Source organism: Bradyrhizobium sp. WSM471 (genome assembly GCF_000244915.1).
In the GTDB taxonomy this organism is placed as follows: domain Bacteria; phylum Pseudomonadota; class Alphaproteobacteria; order Rhizobiales; family Xanthobacteraceae; genus Bradyrhizobium.
The window spans coordinates 818,112-839,534 of sequence record NZ_CM001442.1; the positions used below are offsets into that span (position 1 = coordinate 818,112).

Here is a 21,423-nt window from a genome sequence, read left to right on the forward strand (position 1 = left end):
CCACGCGGGGAGCGGCCAGAGCCTGTTCTTGTCTTGCTCTCTCCCTGAGGTGCCGCTGGAATGAAAACTACATTGCGAACCAATTTTTGGCCGATGATGGGTGCAGATCCCTATAGATCGAGCCGGCAATGCCCTCCCGTGATCTTCTCCTGACACCGTGTGGGAGGCCGTGGACGCGAGCACAGAGCGGTGGTACAAATAGAGATGGAGGAGAGTCGCTAAGTCTTTGAAATTGCTTCGGTTACATGAGGGCGGGCCGAGTCCGCCTCTGGGCCCACGGCGTTTCTAAGAGGATCCAAGCTATTCTTGGAACGCCTTAGCGCCGCTCCATCGCTATGACCGATCTCGCTTTCTGCGGATGGCCGAGCGTGTTTCGCGGCTTCATGATGACAACGATCCCCGATCGGTTGACCTATCACAGCGATATCGCCGAGACGGGATAGTTGGCGGTTGAAAAGCCGAGACGACGATAACATCACCCGCGCACATCCCGTTTGGTCTCTTCTTCACTATCTCAACCGGCTCCGACGAGACCAGCGCAAACAGCGAGGTCGTGCGAAATGCTGTGTGATAGCAAGCGGCGGTCTCATCTATGGTCAAGATCGACTGCTTGCATCGCGCTTTCAGGTCAGGAAGGCGACTGTTTTTGAACTGGCACAGGTGCGGGGGAGGACAGCGTCCTTTCAATGCAAAGGATTTCGTTCAACATCGGCGTCGAGCCCTGAGCTGTCGCGGCGGCGCGAGCCGCCTCCAGGTGGAGGAGTGCCTGATCACTCGAACCCTTTAAAAGGCACAGCCGCGCCAGATTGATTTCAATCCAACCCCGTGACGTGCTCAGCTTGTGGAGCTGGTCGTTCTGCAGCACTTCGTTGAGCAGTTGCTGCGCCTGCTGATTGCCGTACATTGACACCCAAACGATAGGACGTAAATTCGACAGAACGAATTTCAGCGATGGCGCCTTGTCCGCTGAAAGCATGCGCAAATACAGCTCCGCCAGGGAGAGTCGGTTCCACGATGCCATGGCACGACAGCCGCTCGCATCGCAAGCGGCAATTCCCGCCTTCAGCATCCGAATTCCTTCGGCAATACGGCCGGTGGCTGCAAGGGCGGGGCCGGCCGCGAAATCGACGCCCCCTGCTGAGTACAACCACCCATTGTCTACTGCCCATTTCTTCAAAGCTAGCAATTGCGCCAATCCTTCCGCAATCTTTCCCTCTAGCAGCAATCCAGTGGCGATGGCCATCTCTCCGGCGTTGCGATCGTACGGCGTTGCGGCGGTCTTACGGCATTGTTGCGCGTCTGCTATGGCATCCGCAAAGTGGTGGTCCTGAATGTCGATCCAGGCCAGCGTCCAGTACGCCATGCCAAGCGCACGATCGTCCTGGCGCACGCGGCCTGCGTCGATTAACTTGAGAGCCCAAATGCGCGCGTTGTTTGTCAGGCCACGACAGATATAATCCCAGGCAATCGACCAGTAGGCCCAATTGAGAATATAGTTGTCGCCGGCTCGAATGCAGGCTTCGAGTACCCGGCTTCCTTCGGCCTCGGCCTCCTCAAGCGTATAACGGCCGAGGATGGTCGAACAGAATAGCAGCGCCGACCGCGCATAAGCTTGCGCACGGGTGTCATCGAGACGTTGAGCAATGGACAGCGCCAATTTTGCGCGCACTTCAGCTGCCACAAAGTTGCAATGATGATTGAGCAGCATGCATTGGAAGTAGAGCGCAGACACGAGCTGCGAGCTGTCGCCCAGTGCTTCCAGCCTCGGTAGCCATGATTCTGCAGCTTCGCGCAATCCGAGTAAGTCGCCCCTGAGATAAAGCACCTCTAGCAGGCTTACCGCAACGGTGGCCATGGCTCGGTCATCTGCGCATTGAGGCGCAGCCTCGATTAGGCTCAAGGCCTTGTGAAAATACCGTTCGGCTTCTTCCAGCGAATAGATGTCCAGACACTTTCGTCCCGCCAACGCACAGTACCGAAACGCCCGATCGTGCCGCGTCGACTGGGAATAGTGGTACGCGAGCGCTTCAGCTACTTCGCTGATGCGGCCCGCACCGCGAAGTTCGATCGCATCCGCTGTCCGTAGGTGAAGCTCGGAGCGCTGGGAACCCAACATCCCGTCATAAATTGCATCGCGAACGAGTATGTGGTTGAACTCGAAATCCCTGGAGCCGCCGCTGCGATGAACGAGGTCGAGGTCTGTCATCGACATCAACCTGCGTTCGATATCGCCTGTACCTGCGCCGACCTGGGCAAGCAGATCGAGGTCGAACCGCCGCCCGATGATCGAGGCGATCTGCAGGAGCCTTCTATCTTCCGGCGGCAAACGGTCTACGCGTGCCGTCAACAGCAGTTGGACGCTTGCCGGCAGCGCCGCGGCGGCCATACCGGCATCGCATATCAATCCCGTCGGAGTGTGGTGCACCACATCGCGTTCGATCAGATACCTCGCGATCTCCTCCACGAAGAGCGCATTGCCTTCGGCCTTATCGACAATCAAATTCCCGAGCAATGTTGGAAGCTCGTCGACACCGAATCGATGCTGCGCAATGCGCAATGTTTCAGCCGATGACAAAGGAGCAAGCCGCAGTTCGATGATACCGGGGCACACGGCCCAGGTTGGATGATACTCCGGTCGGCGTGTATGCAGGATCATGAGAGGCAGTGCCGCTCCCCCCTCGATGATACGCAACAATAAATCTTCCGAAGCGCTATCGATCCAGTGCAAGTCTTCGAGCAACAGCACGTGCCTAGATTGTCTGCTTTGCTCTGCGATCAGTCGCAGCAGGAGGTCTCTGGTACGTGCCCCTATCAGCGTGCCGTCCAGTTCGGACAGCGCGCCTTCATCGGTTTGCAGACCGAGCAGATTGAGCAGAAGTTCGCGGTTGAACGAAGACCAAAGGCCTATCCGCTTCAAGCCATCCTCGAGCTTGAGCAGGATGATGGTATCCGGTTCGCCGGCGCTTAACGCAAACCATTGCCGCACTATTTCGATGAACGGGAGGAAGGGGGTGCCCTGCCCATCGGCAGAACAATTACCGCGCAGTATCGTTAGTTGATCAGCGCCGCGCTTCGATGCAAACTCATGCAGCAGGCGCGACTTTCCGATACCGGCATCGCCGACAATGTCAACGACACGAATGGAGCTCACGCTTTCTAGCTGGGCCTGCAGAACGGCAAGCTCATGGCTTCTTCCGACATAGGAGGTGAGCCCGCGGGCCACCGCAGCATCGAACCGCGTCGCATGATCGCGCACCGCCACAAGCTGATAGGCTCGCTGCGGTCCACTCTTACCTTTGAAGCGAAATTCACCAGCAAGCCGTGCCTCGACCATCCCCTCTACCTGCCGGAGCATAGCCTCGCTGATCAACACTGTGCCTGGCTCGGCTTCGGTCTGTAGGCGTGCCGCGAAATTGACGATGTCGCCGTGAGCAGTGACGCCCGTGCTTTCGCCGCTGTCGACTGCGCCGAGCACGACGGGCCCTGTCGTAATGCTGATCCGAAGCTGCGGACGGATGCCGAGCTCGACCTCCATTTTGTCGCTGGCGTCGATGAGCCGGGCCTGTATCTCGAGCGCTGCACGGCACGCCCGTAGCGGTCCATCCTCAAGAGCCGTCGGGGTACCGAACAGAGCCAGAATACCATCGCCAGTGAAGTTCTTCACGCTGCCGCGATGGCGATGCACAGCTGCCGTCGTCAGTTGGGAAACGTGACTTACCAATGCAAACGCGGCCTCTTCGCCCGATCGTTCGACAAACGGCGTGAAGCCGACGAGATCGGTCATCAGGACGGTTATTTGGCGGTGCTCGCCTTCCTGCCCCGCTTGCAGCAACGCAACCCTCGGACGACCGCCCATCGGACCCGCTCCTGTAGGATAAGATCTCATCCTTTATATCACGTCCGTCAGGACCTGGCGCCAGATCGCCCTGGACCAAGATCCGCCTGCCTCCCGCAAGGCGAGTGGGAGGGTCTTTTCAATACCACACGTACGTGTAGAATTGAATATGCCGGAAGGCCTTGGCAACGGATGCGGGCAGCTCCCCGCGAACATAGGAAGGCGGCGATTGGGTACCCGAAAACCTATAAAGATCGTCATCGTCGGCGGCGGCTGCGCCTCCGTCGCGGCAGCGTTCGAACTGACCCGGCCGCAGCACAAGGGATTGTACGAAGTCACGATATATCAGATGGGCTGGCGCCTCGGCGGCAAGGGCTCCTCCGGCCGAGGACCGGCAGGGCGTATCGAAGAGCACGGACTTCACGTCTGGCTTGGCTTCTACGACAACGCATTCCAGTTGCTGCGGCAGTGCTACGAAGAACGCAATGCTGGCTCGAAGAAGCCGGGGAAAAATTGGGACGAACTCTTCATGCCGGAGCCATACATCGCCGTGGCGGGTAACTCGGCGAGCGGCGGATGGATCAACTGGGCGAGCCATTTTCCACCGGCGCCGGGACTACCCGGCGACCCTCTGGACATGATCAATCCCTTCGCACTCCAGCACTACTTCGGACGCACCGTTGCGCTGCTGCGCACACTCCTGTTGGGCCTCGACACCTTCCACCCGGCAAGCAGCAAGGCGGCGGATCCAGATCAGCTGTATGATGAAATAGGCGGGGATTCAGACCTTATTGGTGCGAGAGTGGCGCGCCTGTTACGTTCCGGCGTGCTGGCGTCGGCCGCAGTCGTCGTCGAAGCGCTTGCCCTGGTCGAAGCGGCGATCAAGTCGATCTCGGTGATCCGGGAAAACGCAATCCTCAAGCTGGTCGAGGCAATTGCCGCCGCCATCCGTGAACAGTTCGAGCGGCTCGTCGCAACTGACGATCGCATCCGCTACCAGTGGGAGATTGTCGATCTCATCCTCGCGAATCTAGTCGGGGCAATCCGTTTTCGGCTGCTTACCGATCCGAATGGACTAGATGCCATCAATCATTTCGACCATCGGCAATGGCTCCGGCACAACGGCGCGTCCGAGCGCGCGATCAATTCGCCGTTTACGCGCATCCTTTACGATCTGACGCTCGCCTACGAGGACGGCGATCCAGAGCGGCCGTCGATAGCGGCCGGCACGGCGCTCCGCGGAACGCTGCGCCTCTTGTTCTGCTACCGCGGCTCACCCTTATGGAAAATGCGCGCGGGTATGGGCGATGTCGTTTTCGCGCCATTTTACGAAGTATTGCGCCGACGCGGCGTAGCTTTCAAATTCTTTCATCGGCTTCGCAATGTCAGACTTGCGGATCGTAAAGAGCTCGCGCCCGGAGAGAAGCAGTATGTCGATGCACTCGAGTTCGATGTGCAGGCGGAAACCCTCGAGGGACGCGAGTATAAGCCGCTTGTCACTGTTCGCGGGATGCAGTGCTGGCCTTCCGAGCCCGACTATCGTCAATTGAAAGGCGGAGCGCGATTCCGGCGCGAAAAGCGGGACTTCGAATCGCACTGGGATCAGCGCAGGACGGCGACGCTCGAGCTTCGAGTGACGCGCGATTTCGACTTCGTCGTGCTCGGCGTGGGCATCGGCGCCTTGCCGCACGTCTGCAGCGAAATTATTGCTTCCAATTCGCGCTGGCGAGCGATGGTTGAGCGCGTCAAAACCGTTGCCACGCAGGCGTTTCAGATCTGGCTCAACGCCGACCTGCAGGAGCTGGGCTGGGAATTACCGCCGGTGACGCTCACCAGCTTCGTCAAGCCGTTCGATACATGGGCCGACATGGGGCACCTGGTCCCGGCCGAGGCTTGGCACGGTAACCCGCCCCGGACGGTGGCCTACTTCTGCAACGTGCTTGCGGACCCGCCGCGCGAGCCCGGCGCGTTCGACATCGATTATCCTTCTCGGCGGCGCGAGGAGGTTCGTCTTAACGCCATCGGGTTTCTCAACCGGGACATTCAGCACTTGTGGCCGGCGGCGGAGCACCCATCCGGCGGATTTTATTGGGAATTTTTGGTCGATCCGGAAGCGGCGGGGAAAGCAAAACGTACCGCGACGAGCGCGCTCTTTGACACGCAGTTCTGGACCGCCAACGTCAATCCATCCGATCGCTACTCTCTCTCCCTTCCCAGCCGGCTCGAGTACCGCATTTCACCACTTGACAATACGTACGACAACCTCACGATTGCCGGCGATTGGACAGACTGCAGCCTCAACCTTGGGTGTGTGGAGTCCGCCGTTATGTCGGGCAGGCTGGCCGCTCACGCGCTTTCACACTGCCCGGCACTCGAGGACATTATCGGTTACGATCATCCTTAATAGCTGAACCATGCAATTTAACTGAACCATGCAATGCCCGGAGGGGACGTCATGGCGACAAAAAGCAAAAGCAGAAAACCAGAGCGGCTTCGACGCAGCGATCCGGAGCGCGGTACTCCGAACCGGAGCCCAACCGATCATATCCGGAACCACTCGGGATCGGGAAACGGCAATGGTGGCAACAAGCAGTCCGGTCCGAAGAGCCAGGTCTCGGAGACGCTTCAGAAAGCGATCGCCGACATCGTCGAGTTGAGTTCGACCGTCATCGAGGATCAGATACGCGCGGGTCAAACTGCTGCGGAGCGGCTGCGGGATGGCATCTCCGGCTCCGAGCGGCTGAACAAGGACGTCACCGCACTCGTCGATGGCCTGGTGACGACAACCAAGGACGTTGGAGCCACCTGGCTCGAGTTGCTGTCAATTGTCCTGCGGTCGATCGGGAAAGAGCCGTCGCCCCCACCAGGCGGCGGCCGGCCTCCGCCAGGGTCGTCGAATCCATCCAGAACGAAAACCGTAACCGGCACATCCGGCGGAGCTGCGACGACCAGCAGCATCACGCCCAACGACCCAACGATCGAACCAGTGCCTCTGGACATTGTGGTGACCGGGACCGGAGTCAAAAGCGTGACTCTCGATCTGCGGCCGCCTTCATTACGCTTTGTACCGTTCCTGCACGAACTTCAGGGGCGCGATCCGAAATACAGTCTTGCGACCGTGGAATTCACGCGCAACGACAAGGGTAAACTCGTGCTGTCGGTCAGAGGGCAGGCCGGCCAGCATCAGGCCGTCTATGCCGGCGTCGTCGTCGACAGCTACACCAACGAACCTGGAGGGACAGTAAGTGTCACTATCGGCCGATAGGGCCCGCAAGCCCCGATCGCCTCCTGGCGCGACAATGTCCTCGCTTGTCGCCGATACGCTCGAGGAATACGGTTCGATGACGCGGGAGGCGTTGCTCGGTTACCTGCCAAGCGGCTATCCGAAGCGGTATCTGTACGAATTGCTCGCCGATTATCCTCAGCGGGCCGGCAAGATGATGCGACCTTCCATCTGCATCGCGACGGCTCGCGCTTTCGGCGTCAGCCCCGCGGTTGCGGTGCGTTCGGCCGTGGCCATAGAGCTGCTGCACAATGCCATGTTGGTTCACGACGACATCCAGGACGGTAGCGAATTGCGCCGCGGCGCGCCCACCCTTCACATGCTTCATGGCGTGCCGCTTGCGATCAACGCCGGCGATGCACTGTTTCTCCTGAGCCTTCGTCCGCTGCTCGACAATATGGGCCTGTTCGGCAGCGGCCTCGGTCTCCGCATCCTGCGCGAAATGGAGGCCGTCTCCTGGCATTCGCTGGAAGGCCAAGCGATCGAGCTCGGCTGGATAAGGGAGAATGTGCTTGAGCTGGATGATGCCGACTATCTGAAGATGGTCTTGAAGAAGACCTGCTGGCTCGCGACGATCCATCCGTCCCGGATTGGGGCGCTGATCGGGAGCCGGGGGACGCTCGACCTCGAACCGTTTATCCGATTTGGCTTTTTTCTCGGCGCGGCCTTCCAGATCCAGGATGATCTGCTGAATTTGTCACCCGACGATCGTTACGGGAAGGAATTGAACGGAGATTTGCTGGAGGGCAAGCGGAGTCTCCTGCTGGTTCACGCCTACCGTCATGGCTCGACGGTCGAGCGCGCCAGAATGACGAAGCTGTTCCAGCGGCCGCGCGAGAAACGCAGTGAGCAGGATGTAGGCTGGCTGCTGACGCTGATGGCGGCATGCGACTCGGTAGGATATGCGCGCCGTTTCGCCCACGCGCTGGCCGGCGCCGCCTTGCACCAATTCGACTTGATCTACGGCAAGCTTCCGCAGTCGCGGGACAAGGCGTTCCTGCAAGGTCTTGCGACATGGATATTCTTGCGCTGAATGCGCAGCCTTCAAGGACGGGCTTGTGCATCGACGATCGAGGGGCAGTCCATGCGTGGTCGAATCTTGATTTATGGGGGAACGGGCTACACGGGCCGATTGATCGCCGAGTACGCCCGAAATTTGCGGCGTGCGACCGTTATCGCCGGTCGGACGGAGCATCGCGTGCTGGCGCTGGCGGCGGAGTTGGCTTTGTCTGGTCGCGTCGTCACACTCGACGAGCCCCAGGCTATCGACGACGCGCTTGGCGATATCGACGTCCTGATCAATGCCGCAAGTCCGTTCGCGCGAACAGCGCCGCCCCTGATCGAGGCGTGCTTACGCACACGGACCCACTATCTCGACATCACCGGGGAGCTTCCGATCTTCCAGAGTGCCGCTCGTTATGACGACGCGGCCCGGGAGCGCGGGATCATGATCATGCCGGGCGTCGGGCTGGGCATTGTGGCGTCCGATTGTCTCGCGCTGCATGTGGCCGGCCGAATCCCGAATGCGAAGTACCTGCGGATGGCGGTGTTGCGGCCGGATTCCTTTTCGCGCGGCTCTATTCGCTCGGCGCTTGGGTTGAGCAATTCGCAGGTGACGATCCGACGAAACGGGCGATTGATCTTCGTGCCGGTTGGCCGCTTGCAGCGGGTGTTCGACTATGGTGACGGCGGGCGCGAGAGCGTTGCCGTGAATTGGGCGGATGTCTTCACGGCGTATTACTCGACTGGCATTCGTAACATCGAGGCGTACTTCGAAGCCAACCTTGCCTCACGCGCGTTTTACCAGCTGGGCGCGGGCGTCGCCGATGCGTTGCGCCTTCCCCCGGTCGAGCGTTGGCTCGATGCCGTCGTTCGCACCTTGCCCGACGGCCCCTCCGCGCAGCGGCGCCAGATGGAGAGATGTGTCATCGTCGCGGAGGTGGAGGATAGCTGGCGGCAACGCAGTTGCGCGCGGCTCGAGACACCTGATGGCTACAGCTTCACCGCCGAAGCAGCCACCGAAATCGCCACGCGGGTGGCGGGCGGCGATTTCCGTCCCGGCTTCCAGACACCGGCCGGGGTTTATGGAGCTGATCTCGTTCTCGAATTCAAAGGCACCCGGCGGGAGGAACTCGCCGATTCATTGTCCGCTTGGAGCGTCCCATGATGTGAATTGGCCGGTTCATGGATTGGCCGGCTGGCGCGTTGCAGGAAATGGAGATGGCTATGGTTCAGTTTATCGTGCGAGCCGACAACCCCGAAGTTCCACCACCCTACGATTTTCCCAACATGTCCATCATGAGCTTCCGCTTACCGGCAAACGTGGCAAACCTCCAGAATCTCTGCGACGAGTTGCTGAACATCGGATCGCTCCAGCGCCGCGGTTTTGAGTACCGGGCCGTTGTGGGTTTCGTGGACATGGACATCGTAACCTACCCCAAAATGCTTTTTGACGACGCGCCTTACAACAGCTGGGGCTATGCTACCCAGCAAGAGCTCTACTTTCGCTTCATGATTTGGAAACACGAGCCGATACCAGGAACCGGCGTCCTGTTTCCCGCAACGATACCCGAATGGATGTTCCCGTTTATTTTCGTGGATAATTCATGGTCTATGATAAGCGGCCGCAACGTCATCGGCTTTCCGAAGGTCATGGCGCAGTTCTATCCAACGCCGGTTCATAACCCCAGCCCGTTCGCCGTAGCGGTCTCCGCGCTTGCGCTGAAAGCTTACTCTGCGACGACACAGCTCAACTGGCAGCCTATAGTGGAGATCAAACCCGACAACGGGACACCGCTGCCTCCTCCCGGCAATTGGCCGTGGATCGGCCTCGACACCCTCGCCTATCCAATCCTCGAGCCGTATCTCCAGGCGTTTCTGGCGACCATCCCAACTACATTCTCGACCATCGGGCTGAAGCAATTCCGCGACGCATCGAGCCCGACGGAAGCGTGCTACCAGGCGGTGGTTGCGACCCAGTTTGCTCCCTATCAGGTTGGCACACCAACCGCCCTGCCAGCGGCGACCGTCAGAGTCAACCAATATGCAAGCCTCGATATTCCGGGCACCCTGGGATTTACCGCCAACGCACCATTGCAGCCGATGCTGCAATACGCCGTGACCTTGAGCATGAGGGCACCCGGTGCGACCAATCTTTTCGTCAACAGCTAGCGTTTTGCCGCAATCGAATTCCGAAGAACGCGAGCGTTCTTGATCCGGAGCAGCCCGTGCAAGCGGGGCGAACAAGCCGAGAATCAGAACTATGCGCTCAATCCGGCCTAGCAAAAGGGTTGCCGCCGTAGCCCTGCCGGGCGGCTGAAGCGCGCCGCGAAAAGGACGCCACTGCTGCTTCCGCCGCGACCGGCGTCAGGAAGCACTGCATGCGCTTGCTCAGGTGATCGGCGATGCGCCGGACCGGCAACGCCAAGGGCGCGGCCGAGGCGGAGCCGTGGACGACGTGAGGCGCTTGTCTTCTGCCTGATATCGCAGCATCGCGCAGTTTTTCACTCATTCAAGCCCGCGCGAAAAGCGTACTCTGGATCATTTTAGACCGACTTCGCCGTGATTACTTCGGCTGCACCGGCCATCCCACGCTGAAGCCCCCACATCGAAGCCATGGCCAGGCGCGGCGTGCGCTTCTCCAATGTTTACGCGCAATCGCCGATCTGCGGTCCGTCGCGGATGTGCTTCTATATTGGCCGAACATGCGCTCGCACGGCTCGTACCGGAACAGCTGACCCCCGCTCATCGGCGAAGCCGACGGGGGCGACCACCTGAAAAGGATCGGCGTCCGCAACATGCCGGTCGGCAAGACCGGCATGGCGCCGGACCACGAAGGGCTAAAAATGCTCGGCATCGCTCCGGATTCTATTATCGGCGTGCATGTCAGCGAATGCGGCGTTGAGCCCTATGAGCGTGTCGACAGGCTGCATCCGACGCAGCGGCAGCGCCCGCGCTACGATTCCTACTTGTGTGAAAAAGGTTTCGACCCTGATAATCAGCGTGGGTACGCTTCTTTTCGGCGCGCGAGATTTGGGAGCCATTGGCTCCTTGCGTTTCTAACTACGCTGTTCATCGCAGCCAATCCGGCAGTCGGCTACACCTCCTCAACCATCGCCCAAGGGTTCAACGCTCCTCGAACTGAAGCGAGATTCATTGGCGCTAGCCGGCGAGACATTTCCCGTCATGGTGGTCGCGGCAAGCGTGGGCAAGTAGCGACGCCGGCACACAACGAGCTTTTAATTCGGGCGCGGCGGCGGATAGAACAATTTGGCAAGGCGAATTTCGACCCCAATGTTCTGCCTGAAGCCGCCGGTTGCTTGGAAGTCGTGAAACACGTCGCCCGCTATTGCGAAGTCCGGCGTGACGGGGATCTGGAATTCGAAATGGCCCCTCAAGAAATCATCTCGACCGATCGACAAATTCGGCTGTGCTAAGCTGATCGGCAATCCGGCAACCAAAAATCTGCCATTTGTAGCTGTCTGCTCGCCGCCCCACGACTTCTCTATCCCAATAGCTGCATAAAGAAAGGTGCTTGGGTTATAGCGTAGAAAGGCTTTGACGTCGTACGAAGCCCGTTGTGTCAAGGTGTCGTATGTCAAGATTCCGGGGGTTGGCGTGCCAGGCGGATTAATTACCTGGATCGGATTGTTCCCGTCGGTGTGGAACGACGCATTAGCGATCAGATCGAAAAACAGCCCATTCAGCTCTGGCGAAAGCTTTCCAAGGCCCTCCGTGTAACCGAGCTGAGGAGTGACAGTGAATTGGTTTGGCGTAGAGACGTTGACAGCTGCACGGTTGTCGAAGCTTCGCCCGGCCGGCAGCCAGAAAAAACTGGTAAAGCCGAGCCAGCGTTGCACCTTGGCATCAGTGATGAAGAAATATGTCACGTGCAGCACGGGGTCCACCACGCCTCCGGCAACCGCGTTGTTAGTGCCGGGGATATTGAGGTTGGTCAAAGTCGCTAAGGCCAGGTCCGCCTCGATCACCAAGGGACGGTTGGCGAACTCGGCAAAATAAGTGGCACGCGTAATCTCATACCAAGTATTGGCGTGCGAGTTCGGCAGTGTACGTCCGGTAGGATCGACAAAGGCATTAGATTGAGCATAGCCCAGATATTGGGACACAACTGCCGTGCCGATAGGAAGGGAGCCGCCCTGGTAATCCCCGGCGTACGTGTGAGGGTTGTTGTCGGACGCTGCAATGGCCGGGTTATTGCCCCCGACCGCTGCACCTAACATTACGGCTCCGGTCAGCGCGATGCGCAAGCAGTTTTTCGTTGACATCTCGTTCCTCCTTACCGGGACTACTCCAAGGTGAACTTGATTGCCCGTGCAGCCTAATCCTCCTCGGAGCAGAAGATGGTGATCGTCCGGCAACAGTTGCTAGCGAAATACATTGAGTTGAGGAGCTAGGTTTGTATGTAAGCCAACCTTCCTCATGTTATTGCTACGGCTATGCGAAAGTGTCGCCCAGAGGTGGTCTTGGTGGATGTCACTCAGGAAAATGCAGCGCATGAAGGGCACGCGGTTGCTTCGGCTTGCCTGATATTCCGGTGATCGCACTCGCACCCGAGGAAGTTGCGGCACAAGGTTATCGCTTGTGCGGATGCGGGGTTCATCGGCTATGAACTAAGGCCACTCCGATCGCGGCGCTGCGTACGATTGTTGAAATGCCAATTCGCGGAATTTCCTTGCGGCCCGAAACTTTCCGCCGAGCTGCTTCGGGCTCTTCGTCGCACCTTGCAAAAGGAGTCTGACGAGCTACTAACGCGGCGAGAAAGCGATGTTTTTCGTCTCGTTGGGCGCGGCTCATAAGAGCGACAAAAGCTCGAGGATTATCGAGATCTCCGTGGCTGTCAGCTCATAGGTCGCGAGAGGGCGGAAGGCGGAAACCAAGTGTCGCCAGTTTTACCTAGCCGCGTCCATCGTAAAGGGCGCGGGGGCTTCAGAGATCTCAGGGGCGCGAAACAGACACTCACAGGATTACCGAGCCGATTGACACACCAAACTTGCGTCAGAGCCAAAATCGGATGTTGAGAGGCACTCTTGCACCGGCCGCTGCCGTGTTCTCCACCATCCAAGTGAAGCTTTGAATGGGGACAGGGAGGCTTCCGGAGGTCTGTTGGCCAAAATCAGGAGTTGACCGGTAGGCGGTTCATTCCGCTAAAATAGAACGCCGCACCGGCTCTCAGGACGAGCAATTTTATGCATTCCCTGTGGCTCCGCGTCGAACAATTGGACCGGGACAACGGCCGCGTCGCCTTGTTTGACGCGCCCTTCCCCGCTGAAGGGACGCGTCCGGTCATCGAACGCGATTTTTCGCTCGCCAGTATTGGCTCGCAGGAATGGACGGATCGGGCGGCGGAGATGGCCAGCGGAGGGCCATCGATCACTTTATTCGAGGATTTCGGGACTGAGCTTTTCAGGTTGTTGAATCAGGACGTCGTTGCCGAATGGGAGCGGCGGCGTGAGTTCGGTACGCGAACCTATCTACAAGTAAAACGCAACGAGGCTAGACCTGCTTACGAGCGACAACTAGTTGATTTACCTTGGGAATATCTTGCGAGAAAGCTCCCCGGTGGGCTCGTTGAACGGTATTTCTCGGATCCAGACAGACCGATGTTGCGAACTCAAGGCGCAGGCAGATCGCCCGGTCCGCTATCTTGCCAACTCAATATCCTCGTCATCGCGGGCGAGGTTGTTGATTGGGAAAATGGCGGCTTTCCCGGCGACGATGCCGTTGCGGTCCTACGAGAGTTTCAGCGCTCAGAAAGTCTCGCCCATGCCGAATTGCTGCAAGCTCCTTCACTTGAAACCCTCGAAGGGATCCTCGATCGCCTCAACCCAGACATTGTGCATTTCAGCGGTCATGGCGAGCTGCACCCGGAAACGCAGAGGCCCGCTCTCAAATTCAATAAGCCGGGTGAGCCAACATGGTGGTGGGATACTGACGGCATCCGCACGGTCTTCCATAACCGGACGCAGAAACCCCGTCTCGTGGTGCTAAACGCATGTGACACGGCGCAGGCGTCCGGGCACCTGTATTCGATTCTTGAAACGCTCATGAGCTGCGGAATTACCGCGGTCATTGCGGCGCAAGCGCCGATCCGACAAGCCGTTACCTCCGAACTGTCGCAAGCCTTCTACAGAGAGTTGCTGCAAGACAAGCCAGTCGATGTAGCGCTGACGAAGGCGCGGTACAAGATTGGCCAGCGCCAGCGTGGCGCAGGCTGGCGATCGCGTGATTGGGGACTTCCCGTCCTCAGTGTTTCGATTGCTCCCGAGGATCTATTTCCACCGAGGCCCGCGTTGGAGCCCGATCCAATTCAAATCTTGCGACGCTGTGCCGTCCTCAGAAAATTCATGCGCAATGAAGGCCTGCCGGCGCCGTTCGTAGGGCTCGGATGGATGAACCAGCGCTTCAAGGCGATCGACGCCCTACGCCGCTCTCATTGCCTCGTCATTAAGGGGCCGCCCAAGGGGGGGAAATCGTGGCTCGTGATGCGAACGCTCCGTGATGCGGTGCAAATCGGTCATCGCGTTAAATATGTCTCGGTATGCGGCGAGAGAAGTCCCGCCATGAATTACGTCAAGTTGCTTTCCGCGATCATCGATCCCGATCGCACCCAAGTCGGTTCAGAGGTGCACGGGGCGCTGGACGGTGAGGCATTCAAGGAATTTGTGGCTGAGCGAGATGCCGCCAGTTCCGTCGAACGGATAGTCGAAGCCTTCGAGAGAGGGCTTCAGGAAATCACAAAGACCCACCAGTTCACGATTGTGCTCGATCAATTTCAAAGGGAGGCTGCGGTATCTGAATCGTTCCCAGCGGCTGAATTTCGGGCCTTCTTGCTGCCGCTCTGGTTGAGGATTGCGCAGGGTGCTGTGAAAAACCTGCGCCTGATCACCGTCGTGCGTGACGAATTATACGACAGCTACGGTCTTGCCGCACTGCCCGACGAGCCGATCGAACTTAGTCTGTTCAGACGAAACGACGTTCCGATGTTGTTTCAAGAGCTATGCCGGTTTTATCGCGGTGGGGAAATCCCCACGCTGCATAAGGCTGCGCTCATCCTTGTCAAAGATTCGCAATGGGATGCGACAAAACTTGAGTTCCTGGGCCAGCTGGTCGAACAAGCCGCAGTGGAAGTGACATGAACCTGCACGAGCTGGACCTCGATGACGAGCGGCGACGAGAGCTCGATGCGCTTTTAAGCGGCAACGAGGCGCTTCGCCAGAAGCTTACGGACCAATCACATTCGGCGCAGGATAGGGCACTTCAGATTCTCAGTATCGTCCGCGCCTTCGACGAAACCATGTACGACGACGTCTGCCTAAAGTTTGATCCAGGTCTGCCCCCATTTAACAAGATCATCGACAATCCGGGCGTGCAACCCGTGCCGCGGGTGGATGGGAAATACTGGCTTCGCGAAAGCCTGCAAAACTATTGGCTGAACTATTGGAATAGTCGTGAAGAGGAACGCAAGCAGTGGACCTGGCGCTTTGCGTCGTGGCTCGAGATAAACGACGAAGATCCGGCCGAACGACTGGCCCTATTGTTGCGTGTGGATTCGCACGAAGCACTGCAGCTTTTGAGCACGGTGTTTGAACGCGCAAACGCCGAAGACGACCTGAACCTGTGCCATTCTCTTGTCCAGCAAGTTGATGCCAATCTCTCCATAATTGACCAGGATCTTCGTCCTCAATTCGAATCGATCTCGGCAAGATACCGCGGCCGCGCTCGGTTCTTGCGCGAATATCAACGGACAATCAGCTACTACCCGCGCGAGACGGTTGAGCGCGATCTAAGGGAGCTGATCAAAGGCGATGGAGCCAAGTGGATCTTCTACCTTTCGGCTGCGGGCGGCATGGGCAAGACCATGTTCGTACATCGGACGATTGCGCATGAGCTGCTCAAAACGGCCCCGTTTCCTTTCGTCGCACGCATTGATCTTGACGATATCGAAGTGGCCGAAATTGCCAAGACGCCATGGCTCGTCGCCATCGAAATCGCAGAGGAATTGGACGAGCAACTCACTCAACCCTTGTTCGCGGAACAATTCCTATCTGACGTCAAGATCTTCAGCCCGCTCCTTTACCGGATAGGATCTAATCGAAGTCGGACTCTAGCGGATGAGCAACGTTATCGCCTGAGATCGCTCGCGTCCGAACAATTTTCGCACTGGGCCGGTTTCGTCAGCCGATGCATGGAATTGCCTCGTGAACGTCCTCTGGTAATCTTCATCGACACAATTGAAGAGGCGTCGCTGCATTGGCCTGCCGAATTCCGTCGCGTGCTCGAGCGTTTCGAGGAACTGCACGCTGCGTTACCGCAGCTACGTCTGGTCTTGACCGGTCGGTATCCGCCTTCCTCAAACGATGATCCGCTCGTTCCGGGAAGGAGGGGACATTTCTTCCAATATGACGATGCTCTGAGGGGGCAAACCAAATTCGATCGTCTCGAACCCTTCGATTCTATCGAAGCGGCCGGCTTCATTCGGAGCCAGTTGCCGGAAGTGGATTCCGAGCTCATGCAAGTGATGATTTCCGCGGCCGGCGGAAATCCATTCAAGCTGCGGATGCTCTGCGAGACTATCAGCAAGAATCCTGACATGACGGCATCAAAGCTCAAAGAGTACGGAAGTGATGTCGATCTTGCTTATCTCATCAAGCGCGTTATCGAACGTATCCCGGTGGGAACGGAGCTCGGCCTTCGTTGGCTATTGCGATACGGGGCGCTCCCTCGGCGACTTACCTATTCGTTCCTGCAAGAGGTTCTTCAACCACTCCTGGTTGACGCGCTCAGCGGAAAAATTGAAGAAGCCAACGAAGATATTCCGTCGCCGAAGGAGCGTGAAGCATGGCTCCATAGCGCAGACGTCATGCTTGAGCCGGAGCATCTATGGGAACGCCTGGCCCGTTACGTGAGCGATCGCAGCTGGATCTCTATGGAAAGTCGCGATGCGCGCACCGCAACATTGCATCCAGATGTCGTCAAACCCATGCGCAGACTGCTGAAGGAGCAGCCGATCTTTGGCCGGATTCACCGCGAGGCCCTGATCCAGGTCGAAAATCGCAAGACGCAGGAGGCGGGCCAATGGATCGAGTTGACGCTGGCCAGCTTGTTTCATCGCATTCAGCTCGGAGAGGCCGATCTCGTCACGGCTCTTAACAAGGCCTTGGACGAACGGCCATTGCCTGACGATGTTGCCAGCCGGCTCGAAGTCCTACGCGAGATTGTCAAGTCGGATGGCGACTTCTCAGATGCGCCATCTTCAATATTAGCGCTCGCTCACTACGAGATCGCCGATGCTATCGCTATCGATTCGAACTTCGACTATTTGCCGAGCGGCGCGCGGCGCGAGGATATCCGAAGGAATCTCGAACGCGCCGTCGATCTCAACCGGTCTGCCGACGTTCGACTGCCTTCGTTCGTGTTCAGGTGGCGCGATTTTCTCGACGGCAATATCCCTGGCGTCTGGAACGTGCTTACCGACTTAGTGTTGGTTGTCACTTCGATGGAGGGACGGTCGCGCTATTTGCTGCTGTTGAGCGAGATCTTCGCGGAGGAAAAGATCTCTGCCTTCGTGTACTCTATCCTGTGGGGATTCTTCGGTGGCCGCACAGGATCGGATCGTATACCCGGGTGGGCGCTGATGGAACGGGCAGCCCAAGCCTACAAGAGGCGCGAGCTTTATCCTACAATGGAGCGCTATCTGCGTTTGAGCTATGGAGCAGTGCCGCCCAAAAGCAAGCAATACAGGCGGATCCAAGCTCAACTGCTTGAATATCTAGTCAAGACCGCTCGCTTGCGCGACGCCGACGAGGAAATGACAAAGGCGTTGGTGACCGACCCGGCACTCGGCGAAAAGCTGTGGGCCTTGCAGACAGAGATCCACCTGGGGCGTCGGGACGCATGGTCTGCCCTCGCAGTGCTCGAAAACGTGACTGACAAGACCCACTACCGCTTTCATCATCTGCGTGCGTGCGCATTGGGACAACTCCTTCGCGTCGATGAGGCCGCGGCTGCCTTTGCCGCGGCCATGCAGGCAGTTTCCAAGAGCGAAACACCGGAGTTCATCGATGATGTGCGCCGTGACGAGCTCATCTTCCGCCTGTTCGAGGCGGGCCTGCCAACAGAGCCGTCGGGTCAACGACAGTCTCGGTCGAGCGTTGTTGATGAGCTGGAGTTGATCAGGGCATTCCAACTACGAAGCAATACAGCCGCCTGCGAGCGGATCCTGGACGAGCTTAAGAGTTCTCGTCATCCAATTGAAACTCGACTTCGCGCAACGATAGCGGGCGTCTCATGGGGCCTCTTTCCCTCTGAAGCAATCGACGAAGCATTCACCAATATGCTCACTGCGGTCGGCAATCCGGCTGCGCGGTGCCAGCTCATGGAACCGCCGGTTCTCCTCGGAAGAACCAAAGCTTGGCAGCTCAGTTGGTTAAGGCGATTAGAATTGCGGAATCGGCTGGAAACTACGGGGAACCAGCCTGAGATGATGGACTCGGTTCGTTATGGCCGCGCGCTTCTCGCAATGGGGGATCGCAAGAGGGCTGATGCGGCCTTTTCCAAGATCGTAGCCAGGAAGGGCGCCGGGGCAGTCGAACTGGCCGTGTATCGGCAAAGATGCCTGAGTGATTCCGAAGTACTCGCCCAGCCACTGGAGTTCTGGTGCGGGCTTGCCTCCGAGCCAAGCCTTTACGTGGTAGCGCTGGTGGAGAATGCCGAACGGGCCTTTGACCACAAGGACATGACGACGGCGAGGCAATGTCTGGAGGCCGCCAGCGATGTCGTCAAAATGCATTCGCTGCATCCTGTCCTGAGCGAACGTTGCATTCAGATCCAGGTTATCTTCGATGCTGCGGAAGGCTCTGATGGCGCGTCGACCAGTACTAACGAGATTGAGTCGGTTGCTCAGGACGGCCTGACCTTGGCCGATTATTCCTGCATCCTACTTGCAGCCGACGCCCAACGCCTCTTGATCGAAATGCCAGGGGGCGAAAATCGGCGTTTGTCGATCTATGAGAACGAAGCTCTTAGCATTCTTGCACGGTACTCCCGCGAGGCGAGCCCAAGACGGCTTGCTCCGGTCTTCCTGTCCAATTGGCCCGCTTTGATCGTTGATTTGCACGAGCCCTTCGCGGACTTGCCGAAGCCTGCTGGCAGGAATGAGGATGTGGTGCTGTTGGCGCTTGGCAGTCCCAGCTTCGTCGCGGTGCCCTGGGAGCTTAGCCTGCCGCCATCAAGCTTGCCCATTCGCATCGGCAATGGCAGCCTTGAAGGCCCCGTCGTTGATGAAATCAGACGCCCAAAAGACTTTCACCGAGTGGCCGATTCTCTTTCAGGCCTATTCAAGCATTCCGGAGCGATCCCAAGCATTGGTGTTTACCGAGTGCCGTATTCGCCTTCAAAAGACATGATCGCTCAGATGAGCATACTTGATGATAGGCTCATGGCTAGCAACATACCGATTTCTCCGGTACCGACCTCGGCCGATATTATCTACATCATGAGTGATATTGAGGATTCCCCCTCAATTGGTGAACCCCAATTTCCCAATGGTATGACCGGCGCGCTCATGGGACGCGAAATTCAACGGAGGCGTACGCCCGCCCGACCGCTGCCATTCGTGGTTCTGCATTCGCCATTGATCGGCGGCGTCACGGCTGCGATTGAGCAGACGTTCGCTCGAAATCGTCTGGCACAAGCGTTGGTCAACAGCGGGGCGGTTTCGGGCGTACTTGCGATCGGGATCACAAATCCGCCAGAAAACCCATCCCTGCAGGATACGTTGATCGATTACCTCTGGCGCGCGAAACGCCCCATGGACATCATGCGAAACCTGCGCGGGAAGGCTTACCCTGCTCAAGGAAACAGTCTTGAGGAGATGCTGGGCGTCCCCGCGAGTGCGCTCTTTCTCAACGTCGAGACCAGCGCATTGCAATCGTCATGACAGCGCTCCAGGATTATTTGAAGCGGAAGGAAGACGAACTGAGATGGAAGCTTTTAAGCTTACCTGATGAGCTCAAGGTGTGGCGTGAGCAATCTGCAGAAAGGCACGCGCTGCAAAAGAACCACAGCCAGATCAGTCGGCTTTCGCTTCGGCTCGAGGGACTTCAAAACCTTGTCACGGTTGCAGTCGATCAGGCTATTCGGGCTGACGAACTTTGGCTCCGCGCAGAAAGCTTGGAGAAAAAGGCGTTGGTCGTGCACACCGTGTGGGACCAATTTCGTAATCGCTTGTGCCTGCGATTGGTGCCGCCGTTTGATAGCTACCTTGCTCTTGCGGACGCCTACGCCCGGGACTGCTACATTCCCGTCCACCGGCAATTGCGTGGTCTCGCTTCGGATCAGCTTTGTCCTGCGCCGCTCGTGACATTTGATGAGCAAAGTACGCCATATATGGAACCGGGGAGGGATGCCGACGGAGATGATGACGGCCTGCCGACCCCACAGCAGTTTCAGGACGCGCTCGATCGGCTCCCACTGACTCTCATTAAAATTCCTTGGTCATATCTATCCTATCTGCCTCACATGGCGCTGCTTGCGCACGAAATGGGTCACGCCCTCGAACGCAGTGCCGGCCTTACGGATGCCCTCGATCAGGCGATCGCTCGTGCGGCCTTCGCCACAGACCTGTCCCGTCAGGCCTGGCAGGCTTGGCGAAAAGAGGCGTTCGCCGACTGGTACGGCTGCGCGATGGGAGGGCCCCCCTTTGTCGCGGCGCTCGCCGATCATCTCGCCAACGACCCGCCACGAATTCTCCGGCAAAAGCGGCCCCAACAAAATGGCGACTGGACTTCATACCCAACCGCAACCGTTCGAATCTTGTTCTGCTGTTACGGGCTGCGCGTCCTGGGTTTCGCAGACGAAGCGAATAAATTTGAGGGCGGCTGGTCGCAGGCCTATCCGAGCAACGAGATGGCCGACTTCGTTGCTGACTTTGAAACTGTTATCAGCGCCTTTTCCGGAGTATGCGATCTCACTCAGAACGCGTATGGTAATTTCAAGCCGGCTGTGTGGAACACTTCGGTCGCAATCGCGAACCTATACCGGCAAGGTGGCGAGCTGCCAAATGATCAACCGAAGCCCCCCCGAGCCTATGTCGGGGCCGCGCGGCTCTTGATGGAGCAGCCACCTCAGGCCTATCCCGTCAAGCTCCTTTGGTCGAAGCTTCGCGAACACCATCTGGCAACACGCCCCGACGGGGTGGCTGGTGACGAAGAGGTGAAAGCCATTGACGACGGTGCCGCGCAAGAGATCGACCAGCTTGCGGCAATTCTATTTGAAAACATGTAAG

General features: G+C 58.3%; 10 protein-coding genes. 8 read left to right on the forward strand and 2 right to left on the reverse strand.

Annotation, left to right across the window (positions count from 1 at the left end; all coding sequences use genetic code 11):
- Window positions 1–628 precede the first annotated feature (628 nt).
- Window positions 629–3,856, reverse strand: coding sequence for an AAA family ATPase (locus BRA471DRAFT_RS03865; RefSeq protein ID WP_007604785.1), 3,228 nt, complete (start codon window positions 3,854–3,856; stop codon window positions 629–631).
- Window positions 3,857–4,064: 208 nt separating this feature from the next.
- Between BRA471DRAFT_RS03865 and BRA471DRAFT_RS03870 the strand changes: the two genes are divergently transcribed.
- From BRA471DRAFT_RS03870 to BRA471DRAFT_RS03890, 5 genes are all read left to right on the forward strand, one after another.
- Window positions 4,065–6,239: an NAD(P)-binding protein gene (locus BRA471DRAFT_RS03870; RefSeq protein WP_007604786.1), complete on the forward strand. Its 2,175-nt coding sequence runs from the start codon at window positions 4,065–4,067 to the stop codon at window positions 6,237–6,239.
- A gap of 51 nt (window positions 6,240–6,290) precedes the next feature.
- The gene (locus BRA471DRAFT_RS03875; protein WP_007604787.1) at window positions 6,291–7,100 is read left to right on the forward strand and encodes a hypothetical protein; all 810 of its coding nucleotides are present in this window, start codon (window positions 6,291–6,293) and stop codon (window positions 7,098–7,100) included.
- A 76-nt stretch (window positions 7,101–7,176) separates the two neighbouring features.
- Window positions 7,177–8,151, forward strand: a complete 975-nt coding sequence (locus tag BRA471DRAFT_RS03880) for a polyprenyl synthetase family protein (RefSeq protein WP_198287856.1) — start codon at window positions 7,177–7,179, stop codon at window positions 8,149–8,151.
- A 51-nt stretch (window positions 8,152–8,202) separates the two neighbouring features.
- Complete coding sequence (locus BRA471DRAFT_RS03885; protein WP_007604789.1) at window positions 8,203–9,285, forward strand: trans-acting enoyl reductase family protein; 1,083 nt, start codon at window positions 8,203–8,205, stop codon at window positions 9,283–9,285.
- A 59-nt stretch (window positions 9,286–9,344) separates the two neighbouring features.
- Complete coding sequence (locus BRA471DRAFT_RS03890) at window positions 9,345–10,289, forward strand: hypothetical protein (RefSeq protein WP_007604800.1); 945 nt, start codon at window positions 9,345–9,347, stop codon at window positions 10,287–10,289.
- 1,067 nt (window positions 10,290–11,356) lie between these two features.
- Here BRA471DRAFT_RS03890 and BRA471DRAFT_RS39310 read toward each other — a convergent pair.
- Entirely contained in the window at window positions 11,357–12,403 is a 1,047-nt protein-coding gene (locus BRA471DRAFT_RS39310) for a hypothetical protein (protein WP_007604803.1), read from the reverse strand.
- Between the two features lie 921 nt (window positions 12,404–13,324).
- Here BRA471DRAFT_RS39310 and BRA471DRAFT_RS03900 point away from each other — a divergent pair.
- From BRA471DRAFT_RS03900 to BRA471DRAFT_RS03910, 3 genes are read left to right on the forward strand one after another with little or no spacing between them, the layout of a single operon-like run.
- Complete coding sequence (locus BRA471DRAFT_RS03900) at window positions 13,325–15,274, forward strand: CHAT domain-containing protein (protein WP_007604805.1); 1,950 nt, start codon at window positions 13,325–13,327, stop codon at window positions 15,272–15,274.
- Window positions 15,271–20,076, forward strand: a complete 4,806-nt coding sequence (locus BRA471DRAFT_RS03905; protein ID WP_007604807.1) for a hypothetical protein — start codon at window positions 15,271–15,273, stop codon at window positions 20,074–20,076. The genes BRA471DRAFT_RS03900 and BRA471DRAFT_RS03905 overlap by 4 nt, the downstream gene beginning before the upstream one ends.
- A complete protein-coding gene (locus BRA471DRAFT_RS03910; RefSeq protein ID WP_007604809.1) occupies window positions 20,073–21,422 on the forward strand; it encodes a hypothetical protein in 1,350 nt (449 codons plus the stop codon). Before BRA471DRAFT_RS03905 ends, BRA471DRAFT_RS03910 begins: the two co-directional genes overlap by 4 nt.
- Window position 21,423 lies beyond the last annotated feature (1 nt).